At 42.2% G+C, this 12,377-nt stretch carries 12 protein-coding genes; 9 read left to right on the top strand and 3 right to left on the bottom strand.

All coding sequences use genetic code 11. The features are described from left to right. The first annotated feature begins 23 nt into the window (after window positions 1–23). From rfaQ to C4F37_RS06660, 9 genes are all read left to right on the top strand, one after another. A complete protein-coding gene (gene rfaQ / locus C4F37_RS06700) occupies window positions 24–1,082 on the top strand; it encodes a lipopolysaccharide core heptosyltransferase RfaQ (RefSeq protein WP_000360417.1) in 1,059 nt (352 codons plus the stop codon). After that, window positions 1,079–2,203, top strand: a complete 1,125-nt coding sequence (locus C4F37_RS06695) for a glycosyltransferase family 4 protein (protein WP_000634259.1) — start codon at window positions 1,079–1,081, stop codon at window positions 2,201–2,203. The genes rfaQ and C4F37_RS06695 overlap by 4 nt, the downstream gene beginning before the upstream one ends. Beyond that, window positions 2,196–2,993: a lipopolysaccharide core heptose(I) kinase RfaP gene (gene rfaP, locus C4F37_RS06690; RefSeq protein WP_001540084.1), complete on the top strand. Its 798-nt coding sequence runs from the start codon at window positions 2,196–2,198 to the stop codon at window positions 2,991–2,993. The genes C4F37_RS06695 and rfaP overlap by 8 nt, the downstream gene beginning before the upstream one ends. A 15-nt stretch (window positions 2,994–3,008) precedes the next feature. Then, complete coding sequence (waaO, locus tag C4F37_RS06685; protein ID WP_001540083.1) at window positions 3,009–4,025, top strand: lipopolysaccharide 3-alpha-galactosyltransferase; 1,017 nt, start codon at window positions 3,009–3,011, stop codon at window positions 4,023–4,025. A gap of 16 nt (window positions 4,026–4,041) precedes the next feature. Then, window positions 4,042–5,037 (top strand): glycosyltransferase family 8 protein, encoded by a 996-nt coding sequence (locus C4F37_RS06680; RefSeq protein ID WP_001540082.1) that lies wholly within the window; start codon window positions 4,042–4,044, stop codon window positions 5,035–5,037. Window positions 5,038–5,046: 9 nt separating this feature from the next. Continuing rightward, a complete protein-coding gene (rfaY, locus tag C4F37_RS06675) occupies window positions 5,047–5,739 on the top strand; it encodes a lipopolysaccharide core heptose(II) kinase RfaY (protein ID WP_000633082.1) in 693 nt (230 codons plus the stop codon). Between the two features lie 25 nt (window positions 5,740–5,764). Beyond that, window positions 5,765–6,793, top strand: a complete 1,029-nt coding sequence (locus C4F37_RS06670; protein ID WP_000364803.1) for a UDP-galactose--(galactosyl) LPS alpha1,2-galactosyltransferase — start codon at window positions 5,765–5,767, stop codon at window positions 6,791–6,793. A gap of 81 nt (window positions 6,794–6,874) precedes the next feature. Beyond that, window positions 6,875–7,858, top strand: a complete 984-nt coding sequence (locus C4F37_RS06665; RefSeq protein ID WP_001540080.1) for a glycosyltransferase family 2 protein — start codon at window positions 6,875–6,877, stop codon at window positions 7,856–7,858. A 45-nt stretch (window positions 7,859–7,903) separates the two neighbouring features. Then, on the top strand, window positions 7,904–9,157 hold the full coding sequence (locus C4F37_RS06660) for an O-antigen ligase family protein (protein WP_001304976.1): 1,254 nt from the start codon (window positions 7,904–7,906) through the stop codon (window positions 9,155–9,157). A 69-nt stretch (window positions 9,158–9,226) separates the two neighbouring features. Here the strand turns inward: C4F37_RS06660 and rfaC are convergent, their stop codons facing one another. From rfaC to rfaD, 3 genes are read right to left on the bottom strand one after another with little or no spacing between them, the layout of a single operon-like run. After that, window positions 9,227–10,207, bottom strand: coding sequence for a lipopolysaccharide heptosyltransferase RfaC (rfaC, locus tag C4F37_RS06655; protein ID WP_001264595.1), 981 nt, complete (start codon window positions 10,205–10,207; stop codon window positions 9,227–9,229). Window positions 10,208–10,210: 3 nt separating this feature from the next. Continuing rightward, window positions 10,211–11,257: an ADP-heptose--LPS heptosyltransferase RfaF gene (gene rfaF, locus C4F37_RS06650; protein WP_001540079.1), complete on the bottom strand. Its 1,047-nt coding sequence runs from the start codon at window positions 11,255–11,257 to the stop codon at window positions 10,211–10,213. A 9-nt stretch (window positions 11,258–11,266) separates the two neighbouring features. Next, the gene (gene rfaD / locus C4F37_RS06645) at window positions 11,267–12,199 is read right to left on the bottom strand and encodes an ADP-glyceromanno-heptose 6-epimerase (RefSeq protein WP_000587750.1); all 933 of its coding nucleotides are present in this window, start codon (window positions 12,197–12,199) and stop codon (window positions 11,267–11,269) included. Window positions 12,200–12,377: the final 178 nt, after the last annotated feature.

Genomic DNA, 12,377 nt, shown 5'->3' with positions numbered 1-12,377 from the left:
AATCTCAACAAAAAGAGTTACTTGTGGATAAGCCATTTCGAAGAATTTTGCTCATTAAGATGCGTTTTCATGGGGATATGTTATTAACTACTCCCGTCATTAGTTCGCTGAAAAAAAATTACCCTGACGCAAAAATCGATGTGCTGCTTTATCAGGACACCATCCCGATCCTGTCTGAAAATCCAGAGATTAACGCGCTCTACGGCATAAAAAATAAAAAAGCAAAAGCTTCAGAAAAAATTACCAACTTTTTTCATCTCATCAAGGTATTACGTGCCAATAAGTATGACCTTATCGTTAATCTTACCGATCAATGGATGGTTGCTATACTGGTTCGCTTATTAAATGCCCGTGTGAAAATTTCCCAGGATTATCATCATCGGCAGTCTGCTTTTTGGCGTAATAGTTTCACTCATTTGGTGCCGTTGCAGGGTGGAAATGTGGTGGAAAGTAACTTATCCGTGCTGACGCCATTGGGACTTGAATCGTTGGTGAAGCAGACAACCATGAGTTACCCGCCTGCAAGCTGGAAACGTATGCGTCGCGAACTTGATCACGCTGGTGTTGGACAAAATTATGTGGTTATCCAACCTACGGCGCGGCAAATCTTCAAATGCTGGGACAACGCCAAGTTTTCCGCTGTGATTGATGCCTTACATGCTCGTGGTTATGAAGTCGTTCTGACGTCCGGCCCAGATAAAGACGATCTGGCCTGCGTCAATGAAATTGCGCAGGGATGCCAGACGCCACCAGTAACGGCGCTGGCCGGAAAGGTGACCTTTCCGGAACTTGGTGCGTTAATCGATCATGCGCAGCTGTTTATTGGCGTTGATTCCGCACCGGCGCATATTGCCGCTGCAGTTAATACGCCGCTGATATCGCTGTTTGGTGCGACAGACCATATTTTCTGGCGTCCCTGGTCAAATAACATGATTCAATTCTGGGCGGGAGATTACCGGGAAATGCCAACGCGCGATCAGCGTGACCGAAATGAGATGTATCTTTCGGTTATTCCGGCGGCAGATGTCATTGCAGCTGTCGATAAATTACTTCCCTCCTCCACGACAGGTACGTCGTTATGATCGTTGCTTTTTGTTTATATAAATATTTTCCCTTTGGCGGTTTGCAGCGCGATTTTATGCGTATTGCTCAGACAGTCGCCGCCCGAGGTCATCATGTTCGGGTTTATACCCAGTCGTGGGAAGGCGAATGCCCTGATGTATTTGAACTGATCAAAGTGCCGGTTAAATCGCATACCAATCACGGGCGCAATGCGGAATATTTTGCCTGGGTGCAAAAACATTTACGTGAACACCCCGTCGATAGAGTCGTTGGATTCAACAAAATGCCGGGGCTGGACGTTTATTATGCCGCTGATGTTTGTTATGCCGAGAAAGTAGCGCAGGAGAAAGGCTTTTTCTATCGCCTGACGTCACGTTATCGCCATTATGCCGCCTTTGAGCGGGCAACCTTCGAACAGGGCAAGCCGACACAGCTGCTGATGCTGACAGATAAGCAAATCGCCGATTTCCAGAAACATTATCAGACTGAAGCGGAGCGTTTTCATATTCTGCCACCGGGGATTTATCCTGATCGTAAATATAGCCAGCAGCCAGCCAATAGCCGTGAAATCTTCCGTAAGAAGAATGGAATAACCGAACAACAATATTTATTGTTGCAGGTCGGTTCAGACTTCACGCGTAAAGGTGTCGATCGTTCCATTGAAGCACTTGCTTCGTTACCGGATTCGCTGCGCCACAACACATTACTATATGTTGTTGGGCAGGATAAACCGCGAAAATTTGAGGCGCTGGCAGAAAAACGCGGCGTGCGCAGTAATGTTCACTTCTTCTCGGGGCGCAACGATGTCTCGGAATTAATGGCGGCGGCGGATTTATTACTTCATCCTGCCTACCAGGAAGCCGCAGGAATTGTACTGCTGGAAGCGATAACTGCAGGATTACCGGTACTAACAACAGCCGTTTGTGGCTATGCGCATTATATTGTCGATGCCAATTGCGGCGAGGCTATTGCTGAGCCATTCCGCCAGGAAACATTGAATGAGATTTTACGCAAAGCGTTAACGCAATCTTCATTGCGCCAGGCCTGGGCGGAAAATGCGCGACATTATGCTGATACACAAGATTTATACAGTCTGCCAGAGAAAGCGGCGGACATCATAACGGGTGGTCTGGATGGTTGAACTTAAAGAGCCGTTTGCCACGTTATGGCGCGGTAAAGATCCTTTTGAGGAAGTTAAAACCTTGCAGGGTGAGGTATTTCGTGAACTGGAAACTCGCCGCACTCTGCGCTTTGAAATGGCGGGCAAAAGCTATTTTCTCAAATGGCATCGCGGCACGACCCTGAAAGAGATAATCAAAAATTTACTCTCATTGCGGATGCCAGTATTAGGCGCAGACCGCGAATGGAATGCGATTCATCGACTGCGGGATGTCGGCGTTGATACTATGTATGGGGTGGCATTCGGCGAAAAAGGCATTAATCCGCTGACCAGAACCTCGTTTATTATTACCGAAGATCTGACACCAACCATCAGTCTGGAAGATTACTGTGCTGACTGGGCGACCAACCCACCAGATGTTCGCGTAAAGCGTATGCTTATTAAGCGTGTCGCGACGATGGTGCGCGATATGCATGCTGCGGGCATTAACCACCGTGACTGTTATATCTGTCATTTCCTGCTGCACTTGCCTTTTTCCGGTAAGGAAGAGGTGTTAAAAATTTCAGTAATTGACCTGCACCGGGCGCAGATACGTGCAAAAGTACCGCGTCGTTGGCGGGATAAAGATCTTATTGGACTTTATTTTTCTTCGATGAATATTGGCCTGACTCAGCGGGATATCTGGCGGTTCATGAAGGTGTATTTTTCTGCCCCGCTTAAAGACATTCTCAAGCAGGAACAAGGGCTGCTGTCGCAAGCAGAAGAAAAAGCCACAAAAATCAGGGAAAGAACGATTCGAAAATCGTTGTAATTTCCGGAGAGAAATATGAGTGCCCACTATTTTAATCCACAAGAGATGATCAATAAGACAATCATCTTCGATGAAAGGCCAGCGGCGTCAGTGGCATCATCATTCCATGTTGCTTATGGCATTGATCAGAACTTTCTTTTTGGTTGTGGTGTTTCAATCACGTCAGTTTTGTTACATAACAACGACGTGAGTTTTGTCTTCCACGTTTTTATTGATGATATCCCTGACGCCGATATCCAGCGTTTATCCCAATTGGCGAAAAGCTATCATACCTGTATCCAGATCCATCTGGTAAATTGTGAACGGCTTAAGGTATTACCGACGACCAAAAATTGGTCTATTGCCATGTATTTCCGTTTTGTAATTGCAGATTACTTTATTGATCAACAAGATAAGATCCTGTACCTGGATGCTGATATCGCCTGTCAGGGAACCTTAAAACCGCTGATAACAATGGATCTTGCCAATAACGTTGCTGCTGTTGTTACTGAACGCGATGCTAACTGGTGGTCGTTACGGGCTCAAAGTCTGCAGTGTAATGAACTTGAAAAGGGTTACTTTAATTCAGGTGTCCTGTTAATTAATACACTAGCGTGGGCGCAGGAGTCCGTTTCTGCTAAAGCGATGTCGATGCTTGCTGATAAAGCCGTCGTTTCCCGTTTAACCTATATGGATCAAGATATACTAAATCTTATCCTGTTAGGGAAAGTTAAATTCATTGATGCTAAATACAATACGCAATTTAGTTTAAATTATGAATTAAAAAAATCATTTATTTGTCCAATTAATGATGAAACCGTATTAATTCATTATGTCGGCCCGACAAAACCCTGGCATTACTGGGCCGGTTATCCAAGCGCGCAGCCATTTATCAAAGCCAAAGAAGCATCGCCCTGGAAAAATGAACCGTTAATGCGGCCAATGAACTCAAATTATGCTCGTTATTGCGCTAAGCATAATTTTAAACAAAATAAACCAATTAACGGGATAATGAATTATATTTATTATTTTTATTTAAAGATAATAAAATGACATTGAGAAAAGTTAAATGAATGAATTTATAAAAGAACGGTTTTCGTATTTAGCAGATAATAAAAAAGAAAACGTCCCAGAGCTAAATGTTTCCTACGGTATCGATAAGAATTTTTTGTATGGTGCTGGCGTTTCAATTTCTTCCGTTTTGATTAATAATTCAGATATTAATTTTATCTTTCATGTTTTCACTGATTATGTGGATGATGATTATTTAAAGTCATTTAATGAAACAGCAAAACAATTTAATACCTCAATTATTGTATATTTAATTGACCCAAAATACTTTGCTGATCTGCCGACGTCACAGTTTTGGTCGTACGCGACATACTTCAGGGTATTGTCCTTTGAATATCTTAGTGAAAGTATTTCCACACTGCTGTATCTGGATGCCGATGTCGTTTGTAAAGGAAGTCTGAAACCTCTCACAAAAATTATATTTAAAGATGAGTTTGCTGCGGTTATTCCTGACAATGATAGTACTCAGGCGGCATGTGCAAAACGTCTTAACATTCCCGAAATGAATGGACGTTATTTCAATGCAGGCGTTATCTATGTCAATCTTAAAAAATGGCATGAAGCAAATTTGACACCGTATTTACTCACGCTTTTACGAGGGGAAACTAAATATGGCTCTCTTAAATATTTAGATCAGGATGCGTTGAATATCGCATTTAATATGAATAATATCTACCTCGCGAAGGATTTTGATACTATTTATACCCTGAAAAACGAACTTCATGATCGTAGTCATCGAAAGTATCAGCAAACCATTACCGATAAAACAGTATTGATTCACTATACAGGGATAACTAAACCATGGCATAGCTGGGCTGGATATCCGTCTGCATCATACTTTAATATCGCGCGTGAACAATCTCCCTGGAAGAAATATCCTCTTAAAGAGGCGCGGACTGTTGCAGAAATGCAGAAACAATATAAGCATCTGTTTGCCCATGGTGAGTATATTAAAGGTATAACTTCATTAATTAAGTACAAGCTTAAGAAATAAATTACTCTTATGATTACAAGTATACGCTATCGCGGCTTCTCATTTTATTACAAAGATAACGATAATAAATATAAAGAAATCTTTGATGAAATACTGGCCTATAATTTTAAAACAGTAAAAGTATTACGTAATATTGATGATACCAAAGTATCGTTGATTGATACGAAATATGGTCGCTATGTTTTTAAAGTCTTTGCCCCGAAAACGAAAAGGAATGAACGTTTTTTAAAATCTTTTGTAAAAGGTGACTACTATCAGAATTTGATCGTTGAAACCGATCGTGTCAGAAGTGCAGGTCTTACTTTTCCTAATGATTTTTATTTTCTGGCTGAGCGTAAAATTTTCAACTATGCCAGTGTTTTTATCATGCTTATCGAGTATGTCGAGGGCGTAGAGCTCAATGATATGCCGATTATTCCAGAAGATGTTAAAGCAGAAATTAAGGCTTCAATGGAAAAATTGCATGCCTTAAATATGCTATCGGGCGACCCACACCGGGGTAACTTTATCGTTAGTAAAGATGGTGTCAGGATAATTGACCTATCCGGTAAAAGCTGTACGGCAGAGCGGAAAGCCCGTGATCGTCTGGCCATGGAACGTCACCTGGGTATTGCCAACGAAATAAAAGATTATGGCTACTATTCAGTAATCTACAGAACCAAACTACGCAAATTTATTAAAAAATTAAAAGGCAAAGCGTAAACCACACAGTCAAAACGGAACCAACATGGATTTATTAGCTGAGAGTATTACTGAAGTCGCTGTCTCTGGGGAAATTGCTAACACCGATCGTGTGTTAAATATCGCTTACGGTATTGACCGCAACTTTTTATTTGGTGCGGCAGTATCTATGCAATCAGTTGTTATGCATAACCCGGACCTTGCGGTTAAGTTTCATCTCTTTACTGACTACATTGATGAAGATTATCTACAACGTGTTAATGCTTTTACCAGCAAAAATGCTAACGTTGAAGTAAGAATTTATAAAGTATCCAGTGCCTTTATTGATATCTTCCCCAGCCTGAAACAGTGGTCTTATGCAACATTCTTCCGTTTAGTTGCGTTCCAGTATCTGAGTGAAACTATTGAAAATCTGTTATATATCGATGCTGATGTCATCTGTAAAGGCTCATTAGCTGGATTGCTTGATATTAATTTTGATGGCGATAAGTTCGCGGCTGTTATTAAAGATGTGCCTTTTATGCAGGAAAAACCAGCGAAGCGTCTGGCTATAGAGGGACTTCCAGGGAATTATTTCAACGCCGGTGTAGTATATCTGCAGCTTGAAGCATGGGCGAAAAATGATTTTATGAATAAAGCCATTGCTATGCTGGCAAGTGACCCGCAGCACACGAAATATAAATGCCTTGATCAGGATATTTTAAATATTCTGTTCTTTAGTCATTGTATTTTTATTAGCGGCGATTATGATTGCTTTTATGGCATTGACTATGAGTTAAAAAATAAAAGCGATGAAGATTATAAAAAGACCATTACCGATGATACTAAGCTGATTCATTATGTTGGCGTAACGAAGCCCTGGAACGACTGGACGAATTATCCCTGCCAGAAGTATTTTAATGAGGCTTATCAGGTTTCTTGCTGGAATGATGTGGCGTTTATTCCAGCCACGAATGAAAAGCAGTATCAAGTGAAATACCAACATGCAAAGAAAAATGGTGATACGTTTAACGCTTTTATTTACTTCATTAAATTCAAATTAAATAAGTATAAAAGAAAACTATTTGGGCAATAATAAAAATCATGGATGTCTGAGTTACAATAATAATTAAGGATGAGTACTATAATATTTTATTAGTTCAGGCAAGAGAACACGATGAGCAATGATTACCCTTTAGTATCCATAATAATACCGACGTATAATTCATCTGATTACATTACTGAAACTCTAACGAAATTAGAAAAACAAACTTACCCAAATTTTGAAATTGTTATTGTTAATGATGGTTCTAAAGATAACACATCAAGTGTTTTGAGAGAATATGGGTTAACCCACTCTCGATTAATTATTATCAATAAAGAAAATGGCGGTGTTTCGTCTGCCAGGAATACAGGTATCCGCAAGGCGCAAGGACAGTTTATATGTTTTATGGATGATGATGATGAGATAGATCCTAACTATCTGCTGAAGATGTATTCCAGACAACATGAGACGGGAGGGGATGCGATTTATTGTGGGCTTTATGGCCATCATATAAAAAATGGTGTTACTTACTCACCTATAAATACAGATTTTAATGAAGGGTCTTTACTTTTCGATTTTTTTTATAAAAAGGTCATATTCCATATAGGATGCTTGTTTATAAGAAAACAACTCCTGGAAGATAATAATCTTTTTTTTGATGAAGATTTACGACTAGGAGAAGATCTGGATTTTATCTATCGACTGCTAATTACATGCGATATGTATGCGGTTCCATATTATATGTATAAGCATAACTATAGAGAAAATTCCTTAATGAACTCATGTAGAACCATCACTCATTATCGACATGAGTCATTTGCGCACGAAAGAATCTACTCTTCTGTGATGCAGTTATACAAAGGTAACCGGAAAGAAGAAATTCATACATTATTGAGTAAAAATAGAACTTATCATAAAACTCGTTATTTATGGAATGTTCTACTTAATGGCGATTTTGAATTATTAAATCAATTAGTTGAAAGCAATGAAAAAGAATTGAAAGATTGTAATCTTCTTGGCAAGAGAGATAAGAGGCGAGCAAAGATATTAGCATCAAAAAACTATATTCTCTGGAGGATGGTAAGACTGGTAAATAGAAAAAAGAATAAACGTTAGGTCTTGCATTAAATAACCCATCCTCGTAGCATAGGTTGAAATTATATGTCGTTTTGTTGGAATGAAATTAACTCTGGTGTCAAGTCTTTAATTCTCATATTATGTATGTTGTCTTTAATGACTTTGTCTTTGTGGGATGATGTTGCAACAAAGTTTCTTCATGCAGCTGGAATTATATCTGCATTATATTTTCTAGCGACACCAAAAAAAACAATAACTAATAATCCTACTTTGTTAATTTTCATCTCATTATGTCTTTTGGGTATCGTTAATATCATCTGGTATTCACATTATAAAGTTTCAGGCTCGGTTTATACCAATGCATATCGTGGCCCAATGGAAACTGGAAAAATTGCCTTGTGTAGTGCTTTTATTTTCTTAGTTCTTTTTGCTAAAGATGAGATGAGAACCAAAATAAAATTTGGGAAACTAATTCTGTTCGCATCCTTGGCAACGCAGTTACTTTTTTTTGCGCATGCCATGTGGCAACATTTCTATTTAAACGTCGACCGTGTTGCATTATCAGCTTCCCACGCTACAACAGCAGGCTACATCATCCTTTTCCCTTCTTTACTGGCATCAATTCTCATTTTAAAATCCGACTTTAGACATAAAACAACATTATATACAATTAACTTCATGCTTAGCTTATGTGCTGTTATAGTAACTGAAACGCGTGCAGCCATATTAGTGTTTCCATTCTTTGCGTTACTATTAATCGTAATGGATAGTTATATTAATAAGCGAATTAATTATAAGTTATATTGTTTTATTGCGATTGCATTATTAGCAGGTGTATTTTCTTTTAAAGATACATTACTTACGAGAATGAATGACTTAAATAGGGATTTAGTTAATTATTCGCATGATAACACCAGAACTTCAGTCGGTGCCCGTCTGGCAATGTATGAAGTTGGTTTAAAAACATATTCTCCAATAGGACAATCACTGGAAAAACGTGCGGAAAAAATACATGAACTAGAAGAGAAAGAGCCTAGATTAAGTGGTGCTTTACCCTTTGTAGATTCTCATTTGCATAACGATCTCATAGATACGTTATCAACGCGTGGTATTCCTGGAGTAGCATTAACAATTTTAGCCTTCTCAGCAATATTCATATATGCCTTAAGAACTGCTAAAGAACCTTATATTTTAATCTTGCTTTTTTCACTACTGGTAGTAGGCCTAAGTGATGTAATACTCTTTTCTAAACCGGTTCCGACTGCTGTGTTTGTCACCATAATATTGCTTTGTGCTTATTTTAAAGTACAATCGGACCAATGTTTATTAGATAAGTAATGAATATGTGAAATAAAATCAGCAAGGAAGCTGATTTTATTTCAAAATTATCTATTAAAGAGTTGTAATTTAAATCATGGCAGCTTTTTCAGCGTTTTCTTCAATGAATTGCTTAACAGCATTTGCTGTCAATTGAGACAACTCATTCCCCGGAGCCCTACAAACCATCTGATTCTTCCCATACCCACCAATTAATCCCGGATCGGTAGGTCCATAAACCGTGATATTGGGTCTATCCAGTGCCGCCGTTAAATGGCTTAACCCCGTATCCACCGACACTACAAATTTAGCCCCGGCCAGTACGCGGGCAACGCCTTCCAGACTCATCTTCGGCAATACTTCAACATAAGCAAATCCTTCCGCCAGTCGTTTCGCCCGTTCTTCCTCATGCGGCGCGCCCCACGGAAGTTTAATCCGTATTCCTGAATCAGCCAGTAAACCAATCAATTCTCGCCAGTGTTCTTCCGGCCAGTGTTTATCATCTCGGGTTGTTGCATGAAGAAATACGGCATATTCGCCAGCATCTGTAGGCAGGTTCGTCAGGAAATGCTGTGCGATAGCATAATCGCCCTGGGTTTGTGGTTTGCTATAGCCCAGACTTTTGGCAAACAGTTCGCGGGTGCGTTCTACGGCGTGCTGCTGTTTTGCAATATGATGTTTACGATTGTAAAACAGGCTGGCTAACGGTTCGCGAGCGGTTTGCCAGTCCATTCCATGCTTTACGCCATGCGCCAGACGCGTCACCAGCGCCGCGCTTTTTACCAGCCCCTGGGCGTCGATAACTGCGTCATAGTTCTTTGCTTGTAGCGCTTCACGAAACGCTTTGCGTTCAGCTTTTATGGGAGCCGAGAACCAGGCTTTACGCCAGCGACGTATTGCCACAGGAATAACTCGCTCAACGGCAGCGTGCCAGGAAGGAATCTGTGCGAACCCTTCTTCCACCACCCAGTCAAACTTAATCCCTGGGATTGCCTGCTGGGCATCAGTGAGTGCGGGCAGCGTGTGGAGAACATCGCCCATCGACGATGTTTTAACGATCAGAACCCGCATCCGTCAGGCTTCCTCTTGTAACAATAGCGCGTTGAGTTCTTCCAGTACGCGCTGGGGAGTAATGTCGATCAAGCTCTGGTGATAACCCTCCGCAGCGTCACCTTTACGCACTTTGTGATAGCCGGTAATCAGGCGGATCACGCGTGCTTTATGGGATAGCGGTGGTGTGAAGTCCGGGCTGCTTGGTCCATACAGGGCAACCAGCGGACGATTGAGCGCCGCCGCAACGTGCATCAGACCAGAATCGTTAGTAACAATGGCTTTACAGGCTGCAATCAGGATAACCGCTTGATCAAGCTGTGTTTCTCCCGCCAGATTCCGACACCATGCCTGCTGCTCTGTATTCAAAGCGGCAAGAATCTCATTGCCCGCCGCATGATCTTTCGCCGAGCCAAACAGAACCACCTGATAACCTTCATCAATCAGCTGCTTTGCCAGCTCCGCATAGTGGTAGTGTGGCCAGCGTTTTGCCGGACCAAACTCCGCACCCGGGCAAAAACCAATCATCGGACGTTCTGATGAAAGCGAAAATTGATTACAGGTATATGATTTTTCACCTTCGCTCACCTGCAACTGCGGCCATAACAATGGCTGCGGCAGATCTTGTGCGGTACGCATAATACCTTTGTCATAGGCCAGCGCGACATAGCGTTCCACCATTAGCGGCCAGGCTTCTTTATCGAGCACGCGTACATCGTTGAGTAAACCGTAGCGCATCTCGCCGCGCCAGCCGGTGCGATGAGGAATACCTGCGAAGAAAGGCACTAATGCGGATTTGAAGGAGTTAGGTAAGACGTAGGCGCGGTCGTAGCGCTTTTCACGCAGAATATGACCCAGTTTGCGGCGTTCGCCGATTTCCAGCGCTCCGTGACCGAGAGGCATAGGGATCGCTTCGTTAACTTCCGGCATCCGCGATAATAATGGACGGCACCATGCCGGTGCCATCACGTCGATTATCGCCTGGGGATAGCGCGCCTGGAGCGTGCGATAGAGACTTTGCGACATCATCATGTCGCCAACCCAAGACGGGCCGATCACCAGTATTTTCATGCAGAGCTCTTATGCGTCACGATTCAGCCAGGCCATGTATTCCGTTACGCCTTCGGCAACGGTTTTGAACGGTTTATCGTAACCCGCCGCGCGCAGATTCGTCAGATCTGCCTGAGTGAACGCCTGGTAGCGGCCTTTCAGTTTATCCGGGAACGGAATGTATTCGATTTGGCCTTTCTTGTGATAAGCAAGCGTAGCATCTGCTACTGCCTGGAAGGATTCCGCACGACCGGTGCCGAGGTTGAAGATGCCGGAAACGCCATTTTCCAGGAACCACAGGTTTACATCTGCCACGTCGCCCACATAGACGAAGTCACGTTTAAAGTTCTCGCTACCTTCGAACAGCTTCGGTGATTCACCGTTATTAAGCTGGGTGTTGAGATGGAAAGCGACGCTCGCCATACTGCCTTTATGGCCTTCACGCGGTCCATAAACGTTGAAATAACGGAAGCCAACAATCTGCGAGTTCGCTTCAGGCAGGATTTGGCGAACATATTCATCAAACAGGAATTTTGAGTAACCGTAGACATTCAACGGTTTTTCATATTCGCGGGATTCAATAAAGTCGGAGGTGCGTCCACCGTAAGTGGCTGCGGAAGAGGCATACAGGAACGGGATTTCGCGCTCCAGACAGTAGTGCAGCAGCTCTTTGGAGTATTGATAGTTGTTATCCATCATATATTTGCCGTCCCACTCGGTGGTGGAAGAGCACGCGCCTTCGTGGAAAATCGCTTCGACATCGCCGAACTCTTCGCCAGCCATAATCTGGATCAGGAAGTCTTCCTTATCCATATAGTCCGCGATATCCAGATCCACCAGGTTCACAAACTTGGTGCCGTCTTTCAGGTTGTCCACCACCAGAATATCGGTGATGCCTTTGTCATTCAGGGCTTTAACGATGTTGCTGCCGATAAAGCCCGCGCCGCCGGTAACGATGATCATAACTGTAACCTTCGAATTATGGAGTCAGAGACAATCTCAGACACGAATGCTTCTATCATATCACTACACGGCGTTGGCTTCAGCCATTCGCCAAAAGTGAGATTGATGGACGTTATTTATCCTGAATTTTGCAGAAGTGTTAACGCGTCATCTCGTCGCGACCTATAAGTTTGGGTAA

Source organism: Escherichia sp. R1 (genome assembly GCF_003000935.1).
Classification (GTDB): domain Bacteria; phylum Pseudomonadota; class Gammaproteobacteria; order Enterobacterales; family Enterobacteriaceae; genus Escherichia; species Escherichia coli.
This window is presented reverse-complemented; position numbering and strand designations above follow the sequence as displayed.